Here is a 20,967-nt window from a genome sequence, read left to right on the forward strand (position 1 = left end):
GCGCCTGTCACGGCACGCCCCCCACAGCACACCCGTCCCGCACGACCCTTCCCCCACCCCCCACCTCACCGGGAGCCCCCACGTGACCCACCTCTCGCGCGACGCGAGCCCCTCGCGCCGTACCGTCCTCGGACTGCTCGGCGCCTCCCTGGCCGCCGTCCCGCTGCTGGGCGGCACGCCCGCGTCCGCCGCAGGCACCCCCGCGACACGGGCGCCGGGACTGGACGACCCGGCCAAGAAGGAGATCGCCATGCGACTGGTCTCCAGCGCGGAGAACTCCTCGCTGGACTGGAAGGCCCAGTACCAGTACATCGAGGACATAGGCGACGGCCGCGGCTACACCGCCGGCATCATCGGCTTCTGCTCCGGCACGGGCGACATGCTCGACCTCGTCGAGCTCTACACCGCCCGCAAGCCGGGCAACGTGCTGGCGTCCTACCTGCCGGCGCTGCGCCGGGTCGACGGCACCGACTCGCACGCCGGGCTCGACCCGGACTACCCGAGGGACTGGCGCAGGGCGGCCCAGGACACGGCGTTCCAGCAGGCGCAGAACGACGAGCGCGACCGGGTGTACTTCGACCCGGCGGTACGGCAGGGCAAGACGGACGGGCTGCGGGCGCTCGGCCAGTTCGCCTACTACGACGCCCTCGTGATGCACGGCGACGGCACCGACCCGCTCAGCTTCCGCAGCATCCGCGGGCGCGCCCTGCGCAGCGCGCTGCCGCCGGCGCAGGGCGGCGACGAAGTGCGCTATCTCGACGCCTTCCTGGACGCGCGGGTGTGGGCGATGCGGCAGGAGGAGGCCCACAGCGACACCAGCCGGGTCGACACCGCGCAGCGCGTGTTCCTGCGCAACGGCAACCTGGACCTGAACCCGCCGCTGGACTGGAAGGTGTACGGGGACAGCTTCCACATCGGCTGACGGCGCCCCGCACACCCGAGGGCCCGGCCATACGGCGCGACGCGCCGGTGGCCGGGCCTGCCGTGCGGCGGACGGGTCAGCCGCCGCCGAGGCGGGAGCGCAGCAGGGCCTTGCCCAGTTCGGCACCCTTGCGGCTGTCCGCCTGGGCCTTGCGGAACAGATCCGCGACCTCCGTGTCCTTCTCGCGCTCCGCGTCCTGGATGTACGTGTCCAGACGCAGCGCGTTGTTCAGGCAGGCTTCCACGTACCAGATCAGGTTGTAGTCCTTGTCCGGCGTGCCCGTCACGCCGCCGGCATCCGCACCGCTGGTCATCCGGGCCTCCTCCTTCGCCCTTCGGTGGGGCCCTTCGGGGGCGGGCCCCTCGGCGCGGCCCGGGTACCCCCGCGGCCACCGGGCACACCCGGCGGCGCCCGACCGACGGCGCGTCGGACACACGGCCGGGCGTCGAACGGAACCGCCGTAAACGCCAGCCCGCGCCACCCCTTCCGCCGGATAGAAATATCTACCAGCATGCATATGCCAGATCGGCCCCGTCGGGACCGGACGGACTGCACCCGGAGCGGAACATGAGCGAGCTCGGCTGGACGCGCGCGGTGGAGTGGCTCGCCGCCGCCGCGCCCGATCCCAGGGCGTGCAAGCGGGACTGGGACCGGGGCGAGGGCGTCGCCCTGCTGGAGGCAGGGCGCTTCTGGGACGTGCTGAGCGTTCCCGACCAGCTGGGCCTGCTCACGCTCGATCTGCTGTGGCGGCCGACGCTGCCGATGCCGGGCCCGACGCTGGTGGACATCGCCGCCCACCGGGTGGGCTTCTTCCTGCCCCCGGACCCGGACAGCAAGTGGATCGGCGCCGGACTGCGCACCGCCGGCCGTGGCGCGTGGGTCGCGGCCCCCCCGCCCTACCGGGCCACCCGGTGTCTGGAGTGGCTGATCCCGCCCGACGGCAAGGGCGCGCTGCACTCGCCGACCACGCTGGAACTGGCGCTGCGTCAGGCGAACAGCAGCCTCACGGTGCTGGCGCCGATGTGCGGCACGTGAGGTTCGCGCGCTTCTGAGCGGGTGCCCTCGTTCATCGCGTTCGGCCGGCAGGAGTGCCGGTACGGCTGCGGGACCGAGGCGGGGCACCGCCCGGGGCCCGACCGGTCCCCCGTTCCGGTCGTGCCCCTGCGGCCCGCCTCGAACCTACGTGCACGGTCGGCCCCTTGTGAATCGCGTCCATGCCCGTTCCAGGACGGCGAGGACTCAACCGTGCACAGGTGCGTCCGGATGGCCCGAATTCGCCCCGTGCAGAACGGGCTGGTCCAGGTCACCGAGCGCGAGATGGGCCAGCACCACCTCGTAGAGGTCGCTGCCTCCGGCCAGAAGTTGCCGTTCGAGGACGGGCTCGGCGCTGCGCACGTGCTCGCGCACGGTCTGCGCGTGGACGCCGAGGAGATGCGCCGCACGTTCGGCGTTGCCGCCTGCCGCGATCCAGGTGCGCAGCGTACGGCGCGGGTTGCGGGTGTCGGAGTCCAGCCGGCACAGCAGCTCGCCGGCCCAGGTGCGCACGGCGCGGCCCGCCAGCAGATCGGCCAGCCGGGTGTCCGCGGCGCCGTCGCCGTCCGGCAGTTGGGCCTGGCAGGCCTGGGTGTTGAGGGCCAGATGGACGGTGGCCCGGACGGTGAGGTCCGACAGATCGGTGCCCAGCAGTCCCTCGGCGCGCTCCATCCGGGCGCGGACGGTGTTGCGGCTGACGCCGAGCACCGCGGCCGCATTGACGGCCGTGAACTCCAGCCCCAGCCGGGTGGTGGCGAGGAGTTCGGCGCGGGTGTGGTGCGGCAGCGCGTCGAGCGGGCGCAGCACACGGGCCGCCCAGTCGCGCAGCGCCGCCGGGTCCATGAGCCGCTCGGGGTGCGTGCGTTCGGCGTACACCGCAGCCCGGTCCGGGCGGAAGTGCGCGACGGCGAGGGCGCTGACGGCCTGTCCGTACGCGGTGGCGGTCCGGGCGAGGCTCTGCCGGGCGCTGCCGCCGAGAAAGGTGCCGGGGCGGTCGGTGACCAGCTCCCGCAGCTCCGCGCCGGCCGCGTCGCCCGGCGTCACGACGATCACGTGCGCGTCGACGGCCGGGCACCGCACGACGAGGGCCTGCTCCGCGGTGGCGCTGACACACTCCTCGGCGAGCCGGTCACGGTCCTCGGTGCGGCTCTCGGCGACGTAGACGCAGGCCGTCTCGGTGTCGAGGAGACCGGGCCAGAGCCCGGCGGCGACCCGGCGCGCGGAGACGGTGTCCTCGACCATCAGCAGTTGCAGGATCGCCAGCCGCAGGTCCGAGGTGGCACGCCGCAGGCGGTGGCCGGCGGCCGCGGTCTCCCGGGCCCGCAGCAGGAGTTCGAGGACTCCGGCGGTGTGGGTGACGATGTCCGCGGTGCGCCGGTCGAAGGGGGCGTCCCGGGCGACGGCCAGGACGCCCGCTGCGGCGGGGGACGGGAGTTCGACCCTGACCAGCCGTAGGTGACGTGCGTGGTCCTGGAGCGCGGCGGAGGCGATCCGGCCGGTGGTGATGTCGGCGACCAGGCCCTCGTCGAGCGGGACGCGGGTGCCGGCGAGGAGGGTGCCGGCGTCGTCCTGGAGCGCCACGTCCGCCCGCGCGGCCCCCGCGAGCCAGGCGACCACCTTGGCGACGTCGCGCCCGGACGGCCGGAGATGGTCGAGCAGCTCCTGCGCCCACGTCACGTCCGCGCCGTCCGCCCGTTCCGCGCGACGGCCCTCGCCCTCTCGCCCGGCCACGTCCTCTCCCTGCCCCTTCACCTCGCTTCGCGCCCGCACCGGGCACATCGGACGGGGACCTTACCTCAAGGCGGAACGGGCGGCGCCGCGACCTTCGCGTGACGGGCGGGCGGACCGGTGGGGAAACGGGCGGGGAACGGGCTTCGCGCGGTGCGCCGAGGACGGAGCCGGTGCCCGACGCGGCGCGGCTCCCCGGCGGCACCGGACAACCACCTCACCGCCCGGCCCGTTCGGCCGCACGCGCCCCCGCGGCATAAGCTCGGCAGATGGCGAAGTACTACGACGTGCACCCCGACAACCCCCAGCCGCGCACCATCACACAGATCGCCGACAGTGTCCGGTCGGGGGCGCTCATCGCATACCCCACCGACTCCTGCTACGCGCTCGGCTGCCGGCTGGGCAGCAAGGACGGCACGGACCGGATCCGGTCCATCCGACGGCTCGACGACCGGCACCACTTCACCCTGATGTGCCAGGACTTCGCGCAGCTCGGCCAGTTCGTGCGGGTCGACAAGGACGTGTTCCGCGCGGTCAAGGCCACCACGCCGGGCAGTTACACGTTCATCCTGCCCGCGACGAAGGAGGTGCCGCGCATGCTCCAGCATCCCAAGAAGAAGACGGTGGGCGTGCGCATCCCCGACCACGTCGTCACCCAGGCGCTGCTCGCCGAGCTGGGCGAGCCCCTGCTCTCCAGCACGCTGCTCCTGCCGGACGAGGAGGAGCCGATGACGCAGGGCTGGGAGATCAAGGACCGGCTCGACCACGTCCTCGACGGGGTCGTCGACTCCGGGGACTGCGGGACCGAGCCGACGACGGTGATCGACTTCTCGGAGGGCGAGGCCGAGATCGTGCGGCGCGGGGCGGGTGACACCACCCGGTTCGAGTAGCCCGGGCGAACGGTGGAGCCCGGCGGGTCGGCCGACGGGGCTCTTACCTGCGCGTGCCACCATGACCGCCGTCGGGCCCGCCGAACCGGCGGGCCCCTCGCCGTCGGACCGCGCAGAGAGGCAGCACCGCCATGACAGCCGTACAGGGAACGGACATCGACATCCCCACCGAGGACGGCATCGCCGACGCCTATCTGGCCCGTCCCGCTGACGGCGGCCGGTACCCGGCGGTCCTGTTCTACATGGACGCCTTCGGCCTACGACCGCAGCTGAGGTCGATGGCCGACCGGCTGGCCGGGGCCGGCTACACGGTCCTGGTGCCGAACCTCTTCCACCGCCACGGTCGCGCCCCCGTCGTCGCGTTGCCCGACTTCATCGACGACGCGTCGCGCGGCGGGTTGTTCCAGCACATCCTGCCGATGGTGCAGGCCCTGACGCCCGAGGTCGCGATGCGTGACGCCGGGGCGTATCTGCGCCGGCTGGCGGAGCTCCCCGAGGCGGCGGACGGTCCGGTCGCGGTGACCGGCTACTGCTTCGGCGCGCGGCTCTCGCTGCTGACCGCCGGCACCTATCCGGAGCGGGTCGCGGCGGCGGCCGGCTTCCACGGCGCCCAGCTGGCGACCGACGACCCGGACAGCCCCCACCTGCTGGCCGACCGGATCACCGCGGAGCTGTACTTCGGCCACGCCGACCACGACCCGTCGCTGCCTCCGGAGCAGGTCAGGCGTCTGGAGGAGGCGCTGACGGCGGCGGGCGTACGGCACCGCTGCGAGGTCTACCCGGACGCGCCGCACGGTTTCACGCAGGCCGACACGGGCTCGTACCACGCGCAGGCCGACCAGCGGCACTGGGCCGCACTGCTGGACCTTCTCGAGCGCACCTTCTGACAACCGCACCCGCACCGTCCCCCGGCGGCGCCCGCAACCCACGGGCGCCGCCTTTCTGTTGCCGAAGTCATTGACATGTTCGCGCCCTGGCGCAAATCTGAGAGCGCTCTCAGAAACAGGTACGGACCAACTCCCCCCACACCCGCACGGAGGTGGAGAGTGCTCGCACGCCTCACACACCGGCTCCTCACGGCAGCCGCGGCGTCCACCCTGCTCGGCGCCCTGATCACGTTCGGCGCCTCACCGCCCGCGGACGCCGCGGTGCCCGCCACGATCCCCCTGAAGATCACCAACAGCTCCGGCCGGGGCGACCCGGTGTACGTCTACACCCTCGGCACCTCGCTGACGACCGGTCAGCAGGGCTGGGCCGACGCGAACGGCACCTTCCACGCCTGGCCGGCCGGCGGCAACCCGCCGACCCCGGCACCGGACGCGTCGATCCCCGGCCCGGCCGCCGGGCAGTCCAAGACGATCCGGATCCCCAAGCTCTCCGGCCGGATCTACTTCTCCTACGGCCAGAAACTCGACTTCCGGCTCACCACCGGCGGTCTCGTCCAGCCCGCGGTGCAAAACCCCAGCGACCCGAACCGCAACATCCTCTTCAACTGGTCCGAGTACACCCTCAACGACGCCGGCCTGTGGCTCAACAGCACGCAGGTGGACATGTTCTCGGCGCCGTACTCGGTCGGGGTGCAGCGCGCCGACGGCAGCGTGGCGAGCACCGGCAAGCTCAAGTCCGGTGGCTACACCGGGGTGTTCAACGCGCTGCGGGCCCAGGGAGGCGGCTGGGGCGGACTGATCCAGACCCGTCCCGACGGCACGGTCCTGCGGGCGCTGTCACCGCTGTACGGGGTGGAGACCGGAGCCCTGCCGGCGTCCGTCATGAACGACTACATCGACCGGGTCTGGCAGAGGTACGCCACGACGACGCTCACCGTCACCCCGTTCGCCGACCAGCCGAACACGAAGTACTTCGGCCGGGTCTCCGGCGGCGTCATGAACTTCACCAACGGTTCCGGCGCGGTCGTCACCGGTTTCCAGAAGCCCGACGCGAGCAGCGTCTTCGGCTGTCACCGACTGCTCGACGCCCCCAACGACCAGGTGCGCGGCCCCATCTCGCGCACCCTGTGCGCGGGCTTCAACCGCTCGACGCTGCTGACCAACCCGAACCAGCCGGACACCTCGTCGGCGAACTTCTACAAGGACGCGGTGACCAATCACTACGCCCGGGCCATCCATGAGCGGATGGCCGACGGAAAGGCGTACGCCTTCGCCTTCGACGACGTCGGCCACCATGAGTCACTGGTCCACGACGGCAACCCGCAGCAGGCGCAGCTGACGCTGGATCCGTTCAGCTGACGCGACGCACCTCGCGATGCCGGGCCGGGGCCCTCGGGTCCCGGCCTTCGCCGTGCGAAGCGGCCGTCAGTGCACGACGGTGAAGCTGCGCCACAGGCCTGTGGCGCGGACCGCCTCGTCCGACGTCTCCGTGGGCAGGTAGACGCTCTGCCCGCCACGCGGCTCGGTGCAGTCGGGCGTGGTGTACAGGATGATGTCGTTGAGCGTTTGATTGTTGACGTGCACCACCCCTTCACGGAAGCGGTTGCACCCTTCGACCGGGGGGTCCGAGAGGATCTCGACCGTCTCGCGCTCCGTGCGCACCTCGATCGTGCCGAGCGCGTGATCCTCGCAGGCGCTCACCACGAGGCCGAGCGCCACGACCCCGGTGAGCGCGGTCAGCGACCGTCTGGCGGCCATCGAACCTCCTGTGCGTGGCGAGGAGCCGGCTGGAACGTCGTCCCGGCACCACTATCCGCCGCCACCGCCGGATGCGCCCGGTGGGGACGGCCGTTGCGGGGACGCGGACGCCCGGCGCGCGCTGCGCGGGCGGGCGTCCCGGGCGACAGTGGACTGAGACCGAAGGACGTTCCGGTGTCGTCTCGGAAGGCTGGTCGGCCGGCATGGCCCAGGGAGCGCGGGTGGTGATCGTCATGGGGGTGTCGGCCTCCGGGAAGTCGACCGTGGGCACGCGTCTCGCGCAGCGGCTCGGCGTGCCGTTCCTGGAGGGCGACGACCTCCACCCCGCGGCGAACCGGGCCAAGATGGCGTCCGGACGCCCCCTCGACGACGCCGACCGCCGGCCCTGGCTGGCGGCGCTCACCGAGTGGGTCCGGTCGGCCGGGGCCGGTGGGCGCGGGGGCGTCGTCACCTGTTCGGCGCTCAGGCGGGAGTACCGGGACCAGTTCCGGCGTACCGGGGCGGACGTGTGGTTCCTGTACCTGGCCCTGGACCGCGCGGTGGCCGCGGAGCGGATCGCGCACCGCAGGGGCCACTTCATGCCCCCGCGGCTGCTCGACTCCCAGTTCGCCCTGCTGGACCCGCTCCAGGCGGACGAGCCGGGCGCGACCGTGGACGCCTCCGGCAGCCCGGGACACGTCCTGGCGGCGGCGCTGCGCGCGTTGCCCCGGGCCGCGGGTCCGAGGGCGGCGCGCCGTACCGACGGCCCCGACCCCCAGGGGCCCGCCGTCCGCGGCACACCCTGACCCCCGGGAGGCGTTCGGATGGACCTGGTCCACTTCCGCGTGGTCATCCCGCGCACGCTCACCCGGCCGGTCGTCGACCTGCTCGACGCGCACCGCCAGGTGCTCAACCTCGTGGTCGTGGCCGCGGTCCGTCCGCCGGACCGCGACGCCCTGGAATGCGACGTGGTGCAAGGGGCCGCGAACGACGTGCTGGGCGACCTGCGCGCACTGGGTGTCGACCGCGCCGGGTCGATCGCCGTCGACGGCGTCGACCTCATGTTCTCGCGGGAGGCGGAAGCCATCGAGGCCGCGCAGCCCCGGGTCCTGGTCCGCACCCCGTTGTGGGCCGCCGTCGAGGCGCGCATCCGGGCCGAGGCGACGTACGCGCCGTCCTTCTACCTGTTCCTGGTCATCGCCGGTCTCATCGGAGCGGTCGGCATCATGACGAACTCGCAGATCCTCATCGTGGCGGCCATGGTGGTCGGCCCCGAGTACAACGCGATCACCAGCGTCGCCCTCGGTCTCGACCGTCGTGACCGCGGCAGGATCCGGGAGGGCACGCGCGCGCTCACGGTCGGCTTCCTGCTCGCCATCGTGGTCACGCTGGGATTCGCCGCGCTGTCCCGGGGCGCCGGACTGCAGTCCGAGGCGTTCGAGCTGGGTCTGCGGCCGGTCTCCCACCTCATCGGCACGCCGAACTTCTTCTCCGTCGCCGTGGCGTTCCTGGCCGGCGTCGTGGGGATCGTCTCCCTCACCGAGGCCCGCGGCAGCGCGCTGCTCGGTGTCTTCATCTCGGTGACGACGATCCCCGCCGCCTCGGACATCGCCGTGTCGCTGGCCTTCACGGCCTGGCGCCAGGCGGCGGGCTCGCTGATCCAGTTGCTGCTCAACGTGCTCGTCCTCGTGGCGGTCGGCATCCTCACCCTGCGCGTGCAACGCCGGCTGTGGCACCGTGCGACGCGACGGGCGGCGGGTCCCCCACCGCGGTAGCGCCCCGGTCCGACAGGCCGGACCAGGGCCTGCGGCTTACTCTGATCCGGGGGGCGCGTTCGGGTGAATCGCACACCGGAAGGGGCCGCCCCGATGGACCACTACCCACTGATCGAGGACCACGGGCTGATCGGCGACCTCCAGACCGCGGCGCTCGTGACGACGCACGGCACCGTCGACTGGTTCTGCGTCCCGCGCTTCGACTCGCCCAGCGTCTTCGGCGCCCTCCTGGACAAGGACAAGGGCGGCGAGTGCACCGTACGGCCCCGACACACGACGTACGCGACGAGGCAGTTGTACTTCCCCGACACCGCGATGCTCATCACCCGGTTCATGACCGAGGCCGGCGCCGGCGAGGTCATCGACTTCATGCCCGTGACGGGCACGACGGCCACGGACAGCCACCGCCTGGTACGCATGGTGCGCTGTGTGCGCGGCACCATGACGTTCGAGGTCGGCATCGCCCCGCGCTTCGACTACGGGCGCACGCCCCACCGGCTGCACCTCACCGAGCAGGGGGCGGTGTTCGCCGCGGAGGACGGCTCGCGGCTGACCGTGCACCCGGTCCGCGAGCCGGAGGACCAGCGGCTGCTGGACGTCCTCGTCGACCGGGAGAACGACCTGCACTTCAACCTGACCCTGCGGGCCGGCCAACAGCGAGGGCTGGTCCTGGAGTCGGCCGCCGCCGGGCCGCCCCGCGAGATCACCCTCGCCGAGTACCAGCGACTGCACGACGACACCGTCCACTACTGGCGCTCCTGGCTGCGGCAGTCGCAGTACTCGGGGCGCTGGCGGGAGGCGGTGGAGCGTTCCGCGATCACGCTCAAGCTGATGACGTACGCCCCCAGCGGCGCGCTGGTGGCCGCCCCCACGGCGGCGCTCCCCGAGCAACTGGGGGGCGAGCGCAACTGGGACTACCGGTTCACCTGGATCCGTGACGCCTCGTTCTCGGTGTACGCCCTGCTGGGGCTCGGCTTCACCGAGGAGGCACGGGCGTTCATCCAGTGGATCGGCAACCGCGTCACGGAACGGGCCGACCGGGGCGGCGACACCGGTCCGATGAACATCATGTACAAGGTGGACGGCTCCTCCGACCTGGACGAGGAGATCCTCGACCACTGGGAGGGGTACGCGGGTTCCGCGCCGGTACGGATCGGCAACGGCGCCGCCACCCAGCTCCAGCTGGACATCTACGGCGAGGCGCTGGACAGCATCTACTTCGCGCACCGGCACGGGCTCCAGGTCGGGCACCGCGGCTGGAACGAGCTGCTGACCAAGCTCGACTGGCTGGCCGACAACTGGGACCGGGGCGAGGAGGGCCTGTGGGAGACCCGCGGCGGCCGGCAGGACTTCACCTACGGCCGGGTGATGTCGTGGGTGGCCTTCGACCGCGCCCTGCGGCTGGCGGAGGCGACCGGCCGTCCCTCTTCCGCCGCACGCTGGAGCAGCACCCGGGACGAGATCTACGGGCAGGTCATGGCCAAGGGGTGGAGCGAGGAGCGGCAGGCCTTCGTCCAGCACTACGGCAGCGAGGTGCTGGACTCCTCGCTGCTGCGTATGGCGACGGTCGGGTTCATCACCCCGGAGGACCCGCTGTGGACGTCGACCCTCGACGCCATGGAGAACGAACTGGTGAGCGACAGCCTGGTCTACCGCTACAACCCCGAGGCCTCGCCCGACGGCCTGCGCGGCTCGGAGGGGACCTTCTCGCTGTGCACCTTCATGTACGTCGACGCGCTGGCCCGCGCGGGGCGGACCGAGCAGGCTCGCCTGGTGTTCGAGAAGATGCTCGGATACGCCAACCACCTGGGCCTGTACTCGGAGGAGATCGACCCGACGGGCCGTCAGCTGGGGAATTTCCCGCAGGCGTTCACCCACCTCGCCCTGATCGACGCGGCGATCACCCTGAACGCGATCCTGTGCCGGACGTAGCCGGCCGTCAGACGGCCCGGGCCGGCGTGGGCCCCAGCGACACCACCGAGTCGCCCTCCCCCGCGCCGGCCGGCAGGACGTCATCCACGGGCTCCAGCCGGCCGTCCCGGGTGACGAGGAACAAGGGCTCGTCACCCGGCGGGGGCGGCTCCGCCGCGGACCGCACACGGAAGGCCGCGCCCTGCTGGTGACGCGTCCTCAGGACATGGCGCGGGAGCCGCGCTCCGAAGACGGTGTCCCCGGCCGTGTACGGGGCGACCACCCCCTCGCTGTCGGGGGGCGGGCCGACCCGGTGGACCGGTCCGTCGACACCGTCCCGCAGGAGGGCCGAGGCGAGCGCGTTGAAGTCGTCGTCGTCCGTGAGGAGGTACACCGACGTCACCCCCTCCAGCCGGGCCTCCGGTTCGGTGGCCACGGCCATGAACTCCCCGGCGGCCAGCTCGATCCCCGCCTCCCTGATCCGGCCCCGCTCCTCGGCGGACCCCGCCCACATCAGCACGTCGACCCCGGCCGCGCGCAGCGACCGGGCCAGATCGACGGCCCAGGGAGCGCCGCCCACCAGCAGCGGCCGGGCGCGCGGGGATTGTACGACGCGCATCCGGGCGGCCATCGGGGCGGCGGTCAGCGCGTAGAGCACGACCGTGCCGACGATCACCAGGAACGTGATGGGGAGGATCTGCTCGGCCCCGCGCAGTCCGGCCGCGCTGAGCGAGGCGGAGAAGGTCGTCGCGGTGGAGGCGGCGACGATGCCGCGCGGTGCCATCCACCCCACGAAGGCGCGTTCCCCGGTGGTGAGGTCCGTCCTCGCGGTGGACAGCAGGGCGACCAGGGGCCGCACGACCAGGACGAGCACCGTGACGAGGACGAGGGCGGGCAGCAGCACGGGAGTGAGGGAGCGCGGCGTCACCGTGGCCGAGATGGAGACGAACAGCAGGCCGATGATCAGCTGTACCAGCGTCTCGAAGAACGGCCTGCGGGCGGGCATGTCGAAGCCGGGCAGGTTCGCGGCGATCAGGCCCGTCACGATCGCGGCGATGAGGCCGGTGTCGTCGTACGCCATGTCGCAGGCCGCGGCCACGACGACCACGGTGGCCAGTTGGGCGAGCGTGCCGAGCGTCTCACCGAGGCGGAGCAGCCGGAGGGTGAGCCACAGCAGCGCGGCACCCACCACTCCCCCGAGGAGCCCGATGGCGATGCCCCCGAGGAAGGCGCCCACACGGAAGTGCCCGGGCCGCAGCCCGCCGGCGAGGAGGGAGTGGAAGACCACGGCGCCGAGGATGCCCCCGACGGGGTCGATGAGGGACCCCTCCCACAGCAGCACGCGCCGGACCTTGTCCGAGGGGCGGACGTGCTCCAGCAGCGGGCCGACCACGGTGGGCCCGGACACCACGAGGATCACGCCGATCATGCCGGCCGCCGCCACCGGCAGGCCGAACAGGACCGGCCCGAGCCCGAGAACGGCCGCCCATGTGAGCAACGAGCCGCACAGCAGCAGCCGCAGGACGACGGCGCGGGTCGCGCCCCTGAGGCGGCGCAGGTCCAGCGCCAACCCGGCGTCGTAGAGGATCAGCGCCACCGACAGCGACACGAGGGCGGAGAACTCGTCCCCGACGAGCCGGTCGGGGTGGACGACGTCGGTGAGGGCCCCGGCGGCGAATCCGGCCGGCAGCAGCACGATCAGGGCGGGGATCCGCAGCCGGCTCGCGAGGATCTGGGAGCCGACCGCGAGGGCCACGGTCAGACCGAGGCCCAGCAGGATCTCGTCCTCCGTCACCGTGGCGCCACCTCCCGCGGGCCGCCCGGTGCCGGCGCGAGGTCAGCCCTCGTCAACGGCACCACCGCGCCGCAGGTCGGCGTCGGTGAGGCCCTCCAGTTCCCCACGGGTGTCCAGCCAGTACAGCAGGGCGACCGCCGGCAGGACGAGCACCACCGCGACGAGGGTGACGAGGCCCAGCCAGCGCAGCGAGGTGTGCGCGCCCGCGCCGTCGGCGACGGTCAGGGAGGTCGGGACGAGGTACGGGCGCTGCGCCATCCCCCAGGCGATGACGGCCGACGCGACCACGCCGACCGCCGCGACCCGTGACCAGGCCCCGGAGGGACGGATCAGCAGCCAGGCGGTCAGGAGCGTGGCCAGCGCCGCCACGATGACGAAGAGGAGCCCCACGCCGTGCGTGAGCCCGCGCCAGACGTAGGGGGCGTCCTGATGCGTGACCGCCAGGGTGATCACGGCGAGCACGGCGACGACGGCCAGGGCGCCCAGGGCGCGGCGGCGGAAGTAGCCGTCCAGGTCCGGCGCCTCGAACCGCCGGGCGTCCGCGGCCAGGAAGACCGCTCCGAGCAGGGCCGTGGTCGCGACGGCGAGCAGCCCGAAGAGTACGGAGGTGGGGTTGGACCAGGCGTCCGCCGACGCCGTCGTCCCGGCCGTCACCCGGCCCGAGGCCACTCCCCCGGCCGCGGCGCCGAGGAAGAACGGCGTCAGGAGGGAGGCGACGGCGAAGATCGCCCCGTACAGACGACGGCCGGCCAGCCGCCGGGCGGGCTTGCGCAGGGCGAAACCCGCGCCGCGCAGCACCGTGCCCACGGCGGCCAGCGCCAGCGGCAGCCACATCGCGGTGAACACCTGCTGGAAGAGGACGGGAAAGCCGGTCCACATGATGACCAGCACGAAGATCAGCCAGACGTTGTTGACCTCCCACACGGGGGCCATCGCGTGGTCGATCAGCCAGCGGGGGCGCTTGCCGCGCTCGGCTCCGCCGGCGGTCAGGTCCCAGAACCCCGCGCCGTAGTCGGTGCCGCCGGCGCAGGCGTAGGCGGCGATCGCGAGCAGCAGGACGACGGCGATGACTCCGGCGATCATGGCTGGTCTCCCGGGGACGAGGCGGTTCCCTCGCCCCCGGGCCCGGCGGCGCTGCCGGCCGGGACCCTGGAACGCGGGCCGTACGGGGTGTCCGTCTCCGGTGTCTGCGCCGCCGCTCCCGGCTCGCCCGCCTCGTCCGCGAGCCGCCAGCGGGTGCGCATCTTCAGCAGCACGGCGAGGAACGACGCGAAGATGAAGACGTACACCACGACGACGAGGCCGAACATGATCCACAGACCGGTGGACCGGGTCGCGGTCACCGCCTCGGCGACCCGCATGTTCTCGTAGACGATCCAGGGCTGGCGGCCCACCTCCGTGGTGATCCAGCCGCATTCGACGGCGACGACGCAGGCGACCCCGGCCACCGCGGCGGCGCGGTAGAACCACGGCGAGGCGGGCAGCCGGCGGCGGCGCAGCCACACCAGGCCGTACCAGAGGGCGAGCAGCGCCAGGGCGGAGCCGATGCCGACCATGATGTCGAAGGCCCAGTGGGCGATCGTGGCCTGGGTCGGGTTCGGCCGCTGATCGGCCGGGACGGAGGTCAGTCCGGTCACCTTGGTGTCCGGGCTGAACCCGGCGAGGATGGAGTCGAGTTGCGGGATCTTGATGCCGCCGGTGACGGTCCCGTCCGGGTGCAGCCTGCCGAAGAGGTACTCGGGGACGTGGGTGTCGGTCTTCCAGACGATCTCCATGGCGGCGAACTTGACCGGCTGCTTCTGGAAGACCTGGCGCGCGATGGAGTCGCCCAGCACGAACTGCACCGGCGTCAGCACGGCGGCGACCGTGAAGGGGATCGTGAACCCGAGCCGGTGGTAGCGGTCCCGGCGTCCGCGCAGCCAGCCCGTGGCGTAGACCCCGGCCACGACGTAGCCGGCGGTCAGCAGCATGGCCACGACGAAGTGCCAGTACTGGGGCCCGAACATCGGCGTGAAGATCGCCTTCCAGATCCTCACGTCCGTGGGGTTGCCCGCCGCGTCCAGGGTGAAGCCGCGCGGGGTGTTCATCCAGGAGTTGGCGGCCAGGATCCCGAACGCGCCGAGCAGGGCAGCGGCGGGCAGCGGCAGTCCGAGCAGGAAGTGGGTGCGGGCGGGCAGCCGCCGCCAGCCGTAGAGGTAGATGGCGATGAGGACGGCCTCCAGGAAGAAGGCCCATGCCTCGACCCCGAACCCGATGCCGAAGACGTCGCCCCACCTGCCCATCAGGCCCGGCCACAACAGTCCGAACTCGAAGGACAGCACCGTGCCGGTGACGACGCCGATCGCGAACTGGACGGCCATCACCGCCGACCAGCGCCGCGCCAGCAGCAGGGCGGTCGCGTCACCCCGGCGCAGTCCGTACCCGTGCATGATGAGCGTGATCAGCGGCAGCGCCACGCCCAGGGGCACCAGGATGATGTGGGAGGCGAGGGTGAAGGCCATCAGCGATCTGGCCGGGAGCAGTTGCGCGGGGGCGTCCGCGAGCAACTGGACCGTGTCGTGCATAGGACTCTCTTCGTAGGACCGGCCGAGGCGGGTGAGGTGCGTCAGCCGCCGGTGGCGAACCCCGGGAAGAGAGTCATGCCGCCGTCCACGTAGAGGGTGGTGCCCACCACGTAGTCCATCAGGTCGGAGGCGAGGCCGACGGCCGCGTGGGCGATGTCGTCGGGCTCGCCGATGCGCTCGTAGGGGATCAGCTTCAACAGGTCCGTCTGCGCGTCGGGGGTCTCCCAGGCGCTGCGGTTGATGGGGGTCTTGATGGCTCCCGGGGCGATCGCGTTGACCCGGATCTTCTTCGGCGCGAGCTCCTGGGCCAGCGTCTCCATCATCATCTGGACGCCGCCCTTGGACGCGGCGTAGTTGACGTGCCCCGCCCACGGGATGATCTGGTGCACGGAGCTCATGCAGATGATCTTGCCGGCGGCGCGCGACACCTCGGGGACGACCCCGCGCCGCATGAACTCCTTGGCCGCCTCCCGCGCGCACAGGAACTGCCCGGTGAGGTTGACGTCGATGACCTTCTGCCACTGGGCGAGCGTCATCTCCGTGAAGGCGGCGTCGCGCTGCATGCCGGCGTTGGCGACCAGGATGTCGACGGTGCCGAACTCCTCGACCATCCGGTCCGTCATGGCGACCACCTGGCCCTCGTCGGAGACGTCCGCCTGGTAGGCGGCCGCCCGCACGCCGAAGGAGGCGATCTCCTCGACCACCTTGTCGGCCTCCTCGGGGCCGGCCACGTAGTTCACCACCACGTCGGCGCCTGCCCGGCCGAGGGCCACGGCGGTGGCCTTGCCGATGCCGGAGTTGGCGCCCGTGACCAGGGCCTTCTGGCCCTTGAGCAGCTGTGCGGGGATCACGCCCTGGGGTGCGCCCTCGGGGGAACTCACGATGACTGTCTCCTCGACTGGTAACCCGACCGGCCGGGCCGGGCCCGGACTTCAGCCGCACACAACCACCGGGGCCGGGCGGCGCTGCGCCGGGCGCGTGCCCGTTGCGCCGACCGGCGCAGGATCTTCACCCCGGCAGGCCGCCCGCGGGCGGGGCGGCTCAGCTCAGCCGCTCCACGAGGTGGTCGCCCACCCGCAGGGCGTTGGCGATGGCCGTGAGGGACGGGTTGACCGCCCCGATGCTCGGGAAGAAGCTCGTGTCGACGACGTACAGGTTGTCCACGTCGTGCGCCTTGCAGTAGACGTCCAGCGCGGAACTCGCCGGATCGGTGCCGAAGCGCACCGTGCCCGCCTGGTGGGCGGTGGCGCCGATGGGCATGCCCTTGTGCAGGTAGATGCTGTGCGACAGCAGATGGTGCTCGTGCATGCCGAGACGGCCGAGCATGTGCTGGAGTTTGTGGCGCAGGCGCCCCAGCCCGGCGACGTTGTTGTCCTCGTCGAGCGTGAGCCGGATGCGGCCGTCGCCCTCCAGCGTGACCCGGTTCCCGGGCAGCGGCAGGTCCTCGCCGCACAGCCAGAAGTCGACGGCGTGGTGGGCCAGGACCTCGAAGGGCATGTCCGGTGCCACCGCGCCGGCCCAGCGCGGCGCCTCGCCGTGGATCTGCTCGGCGTCCGACTTGCCGAGCATCTGGATGCCGCCGAGCGGGTACTCCCAGTCGTCCGCGCCCAGATACCAGTCGTGCAGGGCGAGGGTCTTCTGGAACTGGGTGTCGTTCGGCTCCTTCGACACGGCCATCAGGGCGAGGTTGTTGTGCCGCATGTAGTGCCGGCCGACCACGTCCGAGCTGTTCGCCAGACCGTTCGGGTGCGCCTCGTTGGCCGAAGCGAGCAGCAGCGCCGCGGAGTTGACGGCGCCGCAGGCGACGACCACGACGTCCGCCGAGAAGCGGGCCTCCTCCTCCTCGCCCTCGAACCGTACGACCACCGCGGTGACGTCGCGTCCCTTCGGGTCGGTCTCCAGCCGCGTCACCCGGGCGTTCGTGAGCATCTCCACGTCGGGGTGCAGCAGGGCCGGCTCCACACAGATCACCTGGGCGTCCGACTTGGCCCGCACCAGGCAGGGGAATCCGTCGACCCGGTTGCAGCGGATGCAGGCGCTGGCGTGCGTGGCCCTGCCGTCCTCGCCCTGGGTCAGGTCCACGCCGATCGGCAGGTGGAAGGGGTGCAGTCCCTGCTTCTCCAGGTCGTCGCTCAACTGCTGGATACGCGGCTCGTGTTCGACGGGCGGATGGGCGTACTGGGCGCCGCACTGTCCTTCCCAGGGGTCCTCGCCGTGCCGGCCGTGCACGCGGTAGAGGTGCTCGGCCTGCGTGTAGTACGGCTCCAGGTCCTCGTAGCGGATCGGCCAGGCGGGAGAGACGCCGTCGTGGTGGCGCAGTTCCGCGAAGTCCTCGGGCCGCAACCGGAACAGGGCGGCGCCGTAGAACTTGGTGTTCCCGCCGACGTAGTAGTTGACCTCGGGCGGGAACTCGTCGCCGTGCCGGTCGAGCCAGAACTCCGGGGCGCGGTACTTCCCCTTGACGAACACCGCGGTCGAGTCCCAGTTGTCGCGTTCGCGCGGCAGGTAGTCGCCGCGTTCGAGGATCAGGACGCGTTTTCCCGAGGGCGCGATCCGGTGGGCGAGCGTGCCGCCGCCGGCACCGCTGCCGATGACGATGACGTCGTAGTGGGGGAAGTCGCCCATGGCGGCCCCCTTTCCTCGCTGTCGCGCCCTGCGGCGACCGCCGGGGCGCTGCGGGCTCTGGCCCCTTTTCGAACGTACGCGCCCTGCGGCCGGGCGGCATTTCGAGGCGGCGGGCGGGTGCGGGCCGCTCACAGGACGGCGATCGGGTTCACCGGGGACCCCGTTGCCGCCGGCAGCCGCAGCGGAGCCACCAAGCCCAGGAAGTGCCACCGGGACAGCCGTTCGCACTCCGTCGCCAGTTCGTCGAGGTCCAGGTAGTCGAGGAGAGGCATCCCCATGGCGTGCACCGCCAGGACGTGCATCGGGAAACCGACGGCGGCCACCGCGCTGGGGGCAGTGTCGTTGTTGCCGTCCGAGCCGAGGACGGCCACGCGTCGCTCGGCCAGGAAGCGCGCCGTATCGGGATGCAGACCTGCCCGGGCCGCGGCGGCGTCCCAGGCGCCGAGCCTGCGGCGCCGCAGACGGTGCCCGACGCGCACGAACAGCAGGTCGCCCGGGCCGACCGTGACGCCCTGCGCCGCCTCGCACGCCACGAGGTCGTCGGTGGTCACCTGGTCGCCGGGCTCCAGCCAGGGCACCCCGCGCAGCCGCGGGACGTCCAGCAGGACTCCGCGGCCGGTGATGCCGTCGGCCGCCAGGTCCACCGTCAGCGCGCCGGCGCCCTGCGGCGTCACGGTCCCGGCGGGAACACCGCCGTACAGCGTGCCGTCGAACATCACGTGGCACAGCGCGTCCAGGTGGCTGTCCGCGTCCCCGTGCACGTGCATGGCGAATCGGTCGCGGGCGAAGGCGAGACCGGACGGAGGGGGCAGCTCACCGGCGGCCGGTGCGACCATGCGGTGGGTGGCCGGCTGGGTGTCGTCCGGGCCGGGGCGGGTCTCGATGGGGGCGGCCAGCGAGACGGCACGCCCGTGGCGGACGCCCTGGGCGGCGGCCACGACACACGCGGGCGTGATCCGGCTCAGCGCCCCGCGCCGGCGGTCCGCGTCGTCCAGACCCTCGGCCGCGAGCGCGCGCACCTCACGGTAGAGGGCACGGAAGGCGGCCTCGGACAGGGGCTGTCGCGCCTCGGCCGGGGGCGGCGCGGGAGGCGGGCTCATCGCGACCGACGGCCTGACACGCAGGCGCGGCCCGCGCCGGAACTCCGCGCCGGACCGCCGGCTCGCACGGGTGGCACGCGAACGCCCTTCACGCCGGGCGGGCGGACTCCCCGAGCGCGCGACACACGGCGGCCCCGTACGGCGAAAGCGGCCGACGCGGTTGTCACGTCGCCCCCTTCGGGTCGGCGGCCGACGGCAGAGGGCGTCCGGCCGGCAACAGCTGAACCGTCACGAAGGACACCACGGACGCGAGGATCACCACGGGCATCACCGACTCGCTGCGCAGCACCAGGGTCACCAGCACCACGCTGCTGACCGGCAGCCGCAGTGTCGCCGCCGCCGCGGCCGCCATGCCCGCCGCCATGCCGGGCACGACTCCGAGTCCGGGCAGCGGCGCGAGCAGCACACCGGTCGCCGCCCCGAGGAACAGCGCGGGGAAGATGGGACCGCCGCGCAGACTGCCCAGGCACAGCGCGTACGCCACTCCCTTGCACAGCAGTACGGCGATCAGGGCGCCCGCGCCCCAGGCATGGGGATCCTGGGCCAGCACGGCGAGCGTGCCCTGGCCGGACGAGGCCACGTCCGCCGGCGTCCGGTCGGTCGTCAGGGTGTAGACGGCGGCGCAGACCCCGGCGGCGATCGCGCACAGCACGGCGCCGGTGAGGGGCCGCCCCGCGACGAATCCCGCCACCCGCCGTCCCGTCGCCAGGATCGTGTGCATGGCGACGGCGATGCCGACGGCCATCACGATCGCCCAGAGCACGTCCCCGGCATCGAGGCGGGGAACGGGAACGCCCAGGTTCAGCGACAGGTTGCCCGTGGACAGGCCGGTCCAGCGGCCGAACCCGGTGAAGACGAGGGCGCCGATGCCGCTGGACAGGAGCGCCGGCAGCATGACCACGAACAGCTGAGGGGCGCCCACTCCGGCCATCTCGATCAGCATCACCGCGGCGACCAGCGGATTGCCGAAGATCGCCGCCAGTGCCGCGGCGGCACCGGCCGAGCCGACGAGTGCCTTGCCGTCTGCGGTGTTCAACGTCCGGACCTGTTGGGCCACCAGCATGGCGAGACCGCTGCCCAGCGCGATCAGCGGGGCCTCCGGGCCCAGCGTGGCGCCGAGGGGCAGACCGATGGACGCGGCGAGGATCACCCCGGGCAGGGCTGCGGGCGTCGTTCCCTTGGCGTTCAGGCCGGCGGCGGGGATGTGCCCTCCGGCGCCCGGCAGATGCTTGACGATCAGCCCGACGAGGAGCCCCGCGACCGCCAGCAGCGGCAGCGGCCACCACCACGGAGGGATGCCCTGGCCCAGCCGCGCCGGGACGTCGGTCCACATCAGCCGCTCCAGCGCGTGGAGTCCGGCCAGGAACCAGAAGGCGGCGAAGGAGACCGGGACGCCGATGAGCGCCGAGAGGACGAGGGCCTTCTGGTACGCCGGGGAGCGCAGCAGGTCCCGTAGCCGGTCGGCCTCCTCCGGCTCGGAACCGGGGGAGGCGGCGGTCCCGGACTCCCGCGCACGCTCCCGGGCGGCTCCGCGCCCCTCCGCCTCAGGCAAGGACCCGGCGCTTCTGAGCTTCGAACTCCTCCTCGGTGAGGACTCCCTGGGCCTTGAGGTCGGCGAGCTGCTTGAGTTGATCGATTTTGCCCGTCATGTCGTCGGCGCCCGGCCCGGACGCGAGCGACGCGGGTGCGGCCGACGTGGCCGGCGCGGCCGGCTGCGGGTGGGCGGCCTGCTGCGGGTGGGCGGCCGGCTCGGCCCGCCGGCCCGCCTGCCGCCGTGAGACCCGGTGGGACACCGCGGTGGCGGTACCCGCGACCACGGCGGTGCGGGCGACACCACGAAGTAGTCCTGGCATGCTCACTCATCTCCCAGGGAAATGCGGCCGCTCGCCACCGGTCGGGCCCCGCCGCGCCGCGGCGCGCAGGTCATGGGCGCGGCCCACACGTTCTGGCGTCGTCGAGGTCGCTCCGGTCCAGCGGGCCGCACGAGGCTCCCGCGCACAC

Annotated in this window: 19 protein-coding genes; 8 read left to right on the top strand and 11 right to left on the bottom strand. The window is 72.8% G+C overall.

The features are described 5' to 3' along the window. Positions 1-82: 82 nt before the first annotated feature. Positions 83-922, top strand: coding sequence for a chitosanase (locus ACZ7LV_RS18275; protein ID WP_471940425.1), 840 nt, complete (start codon positions 83-85; stop codon positions 920-922). 76 nt (positions 923-998) lie between these two features. Here the strand turns inward: ACZ7LV_RS18275 and ACZ7LV_RS18280 are convergent, their stop codons facing one another. After that, entirely contained in the window at positions 999-1,235 is a 237-nt protein-coding gene (locus ACZ7LV_RS18280) for a hypothetical protein (protein WP_471940426.1), read from the bottom strand. 254 nt (positions 1,236-1,489) lie between these two features. On the opposite strand from ACZ7LV_RS18280, the gene ACZ7LV_RS18285 reads away from it, so the two are divergent. Next, entirely contained in the window at positions 1,490-1,957 is a 468-nt protein-coding gene (locus ACZ7LV_RS18285; RefSeq protein WP_471940427.1) for a hypothetical protein, read from the top strand. Positions 1,958-2,161: 204 nt separating this feature from the next. On the opposite strand, the gene ACZ7LV_RS18290 is transcribed toward ACZ7LV_RS18285, so the two are convergent. Next, positions 2,162-3,685, bottom strand: a complete 1,524-nt coding sequence (locus ACZ7LV_RS18290; protein ID WP_471940428.1) for a helix-turn-helix domain-containing protein — start codon at positions 3,683-3,685, stop codon at positions 2,162-2,164. A 266-nt stretch (positions 3,686-3,951) separates the two neighbouring features. Here ACZ7LV_RS18290 and ACZ7LV_RS18295 point away from each other — a divergent pair, with 266 nt between their 5' ends. From ACZ7LV_RS18295 to ACZ7LV_RS18305, 3 genes are all read left to right on the top strand, one after another. Further along, positions 3,952-4,572: an L-threonylcarbamoyladenylate synthase gene (locus ACZ7LV_RS18295; RefSeq protein WP_471940429.1), complete on the top strand. Its 621-nt coding sequence runs from the start codon at positions 3,952-3,954 to the stop codon at positions 4,570-4,572. Positions 4,573-4,703: 131 nt separating this feature from the next. Continuing rightward, a complete protein-coding gene (locus ACZ7LV_RS18300) occupies positions 4,704-5,459 on the top strand; it encodes a dienelactone hydrolase family protein (protein WP_471940430.1) in 756 nt (251 codons plus the stop codon). A gap of 159 nt (positions 5,460-5,618) precedes the next feature. Continuing rightward, positions 5,619-6,818 carry a glycoside hydrolase family 64 protein gene (locus ACZ7LV_RS18305; RefSeq protein ID WP_471940431.1) on the top strand — a complete coding sequence of 400 codons (1,200 nt, stop codon included), beginning with the start codon at positions 5,619-5,621 and terminating at the stop codon, positions 6,816-6,818. Positions 6,819-6,884: 66 nt separating this feature from the next. On the opposite strand, the gene ACZ7LV_RS18310 is transcribed toward ACZ7LV_RS18305, so the two are convergent. Next, positions 6,885-7,217, bottom strand: coding sequence for a hypothetical protein (locus tag ACZ7LV_RS18310; protein ID WP_471940432.1), 333 nt, complete (start codon positions 7,215-7,217; stop codon positions 6,885-6,887). Positions 7,218-7,420: 203 nt separating this feature from the next. Between ACZ7LV_RS18310 and ACZ7LV_RS18315 the strand changes: the two genes are divergently transcribed. The 3 genes from ACZ7LV_RS18315 to ACZ7LV_RS18325 all read left to right on the top strand — a co-directional run bounded on the left by ACZ7LV_RS18315 (position 7,421) and on the right by ACZ7LV_RS18325 (position 10,903). Beyond that, the gene (locus ACZ7LV_RS18315) at positions 7,421-8,002 is read left to right on the top strand and encodes a gluconokinase (RefSeq protein ID WP_471940433.1); all 582 of its coding nucleotides are present in this window, start codon (positions 7,421-7,423) and stop codon (positions 8,000-8,002) included. A gap of 18 nt (positions 8,003-8,020) precedes the next feature. Continuing rightward, positions 8,021-8,971 carry a DUF389 domain-containing protein gene (locus ACZ7LV_RS18320; RefSeq protein WP_471940434.1) on the top strand — a complete coding sequence of 317 codons (951 nt, stop codon included), beginning with the start codon at positions 8,021-8,023 and terminating at the stop codon, positions 8,969-8,971. A 93-nt stretch (positions 8,972-9,064) separates the two neighbouring features. Beyond that, positions 9,065-10,903, top strand: coding sequence for a glycoside hydrolase family 15 protein (locus ACZ7LV_RS18325; RefSeq protein ID WP_471940435.1), 1,839 nt, complete (start codon positions 9,065-9,067; stop codon positions 10,901-10,903). A 7-nt stretch (positions 10,904-10,910) separates the two neighbouring features. On the opposite strand, the gene ACZ7LV_RS18330 is transcribed toward ACZ7LV_RS18325, so the two are convergent. The 8 genes from ACZ7LV_RS18330 to ACZ7LV_RS18365 all read right to left on the bottom strand — a co-directional run bounded on the left by ACZ7LV_RS18330 (position 10,911) and on the right by ACZ7LV_RS18365 (position 20,819). Beyond that, complete coding sequence (locus tag ACZ7LV_RS18330) at positions 10,911-12,677, bottom strand: cation:proton antiporter (RefSeq protein ID WP_471940436.1); 1,767 nt, start codon at positions 12,675-12,677, stop codon at positions 10,911-10,913. A gap of 42 nt (positions 12,678-12,719) precedes the next feature. Beyond that, the gene (locus ACZ7LV_RS18335) at positions 12,720-13,760 is read right to left on the bottom strand and encodes a cytochrome d ubiquinol oxidase subunit II (RefSeq protein ID WP_471940437.1); all 1,041 of its coding nucleotides are present in this window, start codon (positions 13,758-13,760) and stop codon (positions 12,720-12,722) included. Further along, on the bottom strand, positions 13,757-15,241 hold the full coding sequence (locus tag ACZ7LV_RS18340) for a cytochrome ubiquinol oxidase subunit I (protein WP_471940438.1): 1,485 nt from the start codon (positions 15,239-15,241) through the stop codon (positions 13,757-13,759). The genes ACZ7LV_RS18335 and ACZ7LV_RS18340 overlap by 4 nt, the downstream gene beginning before the upstream one ends. Positions 15,242-15,282: 41 nt before the next feature. Beyond that, on the bottom strand, positions 15,283-16,122 hold the full coding sequence (locus ACZ7LV_RS18345) for an SDR family oxidoreductase (RefSeq protein WP_471940439.1): 840 nt from the start codon (positions 16,120-16,122) through the stop codon (positions 15,283-15,285). A gap of 160 nt (positions 16,123-16,282) precedes the next feature. Beyond that, entirely contained in the window at positions 16,283-17,866 is a 1,584-nt protein-coding gene (locus ACZ7LV_RS18350) for a GMC family oxidoreductase (RefSeq protein WP_471940441.1), read from the bottom strand. Positions 17,867-17,994: 128 nt separating this feature from the next. Beyond that, a complete protein-coding gene (locus tag ACZ7LV_RS18355) occupies positions 17,995-18,966 on the bottom strand; it encodes a cyclase family protein (RefSeq protein WP_471940442.1) in 972 nt (323 codons plus the stop codon). Between the two features lie 163 nt (positions 18,967-19,129). Beyond that, complete coding sequence (locus tag ACZ7LV_RS18360; RefSeq protein WP_471940444.1) at positions 19,130-20,518, bottom strand: chloride channel protein; 1,389 nt, start codon at positions 20,516-20,518, stop codon at positions 19,130-19,132. After that, positions 20,511-20,819: an SHOCT domain-containing protein gene (locus ACZ7LV_RS18365; protein ID WP_471940445.1), complete on the bottom strand. Its 309-nt coding sequence runs from the start codon at positions 20,817-20,819 to the stop codon at positions 20,511-20,513. The genes ACZ7LV_RS18360 and ACZ7LV_RS18365 overlap by 8 nt, the downstream gene beginning before the upstream one ends. Positions 20,820-20,967 lie beyond the last annotated feature (148 nt).

Source organism: Streptomyces sp. NPDC107562 (assembly GCF_055657325.1).

Excerpts from the sequence above, each read along its gene's own strand:
- ACZ7LV_RS18310 (WP_471940432.1), bottom strand. The coding sequence starts at position 7,217 with ATGGCCGCCAGACGGTCGCTGACCGCGCTCACCGGGGTCGTGGCGCTC.
- ACZ7LV_RS18285 (WP_471940427.1), top strand. The coding sequence starts at position 1,490 with ATGAGCGAGCTCGGCTGGACGCGCGCGGTGGAGTGGCTCGCCGCCGCC.
- ACZ7LV_RS18340 (WP_471940438.1), bottom strand. The coding sequence starts at position 15,241 with ATGCACGACACGGTCCAGTTGCTCGCGGACGCCCCCGCGCAACTGCTC.
- ACZ7LV_RS18320 (WP_471940434.1), top strand. The coding sequence starts at position 8,021 with ATGGACCTGGTCCACTTCCGCGTGGTCATCCCGCGCACGCTCACCCGG.
- ACZ7LV_RS18365 (WP_471940445.1), bottom strand. The coding sequence starts at position 20,819 with ATGCCAGGACTACTTCGTGGTGTCGCCCGCACCGCCGTGGTCGCGGGT.
- ACZ7LV_RS18335 (WP_471940437.1), bottom strand. The coding sequence starts at position 13,760 with ATGATCGCCGGAGTCATCGCCGTCGTCCTGCTGCTCGCGATCGCCGCC.
- ACZ7LV_RS18280 (WP_471940426.1), bottom strand. The coding sequence starts at position 1,235 with ATGACCAGCGGTGCGGATGCCGGCGGCGTGACGGGCACGCCGGACAAG.
- ACZ7LV_RS18315 (WP_471940433.1), top strand. The coding sequence starts at position 7,421 with ATGGCCCAGGGAGCGCGGGTGGTGATCGTCATGGGGGTGTCGGCCTCC.
- ACZ7LV_RS18350 (WP_471940441.1), bottom strand. The coding sequence starts at position 17,866 with ATGGGCGACTTCCCCCACTACGACGTCATCGTCATCGGCAGCGGTGCC.
- ACZ7LV_RS18295 (WP_471940429.1), top strand. The coding sequence starts at position 3,952 with ATGGCGAAGTACTACGACGTGCACCCCGACAACCCCCAGCCGCGCACC.
- ACZ7LV_RS18355 (WP_471940442.1), bottom strand. The coding sequence starts at position 18,966 with ATGAGCCCGCCTCCCGCGCCGCCCCCGGCCGAGGCGCGACAGCCCCTG.
- ACZ7LV_RS18300 (WP_471940430.1), top strand. The coding sequence starts at position 4,704 with ATGACAGCCGTACAGGGAACGGACATCGACATCCCCACCGAGGACGGC.
- ACZ7LV_RS18325 (WP_471940435.1), top strand. The coding sequence starts at position 9,065 with ATGGACCACTACCCACTGATCGAGGACCACGGGCTGATCGGCGACCTC.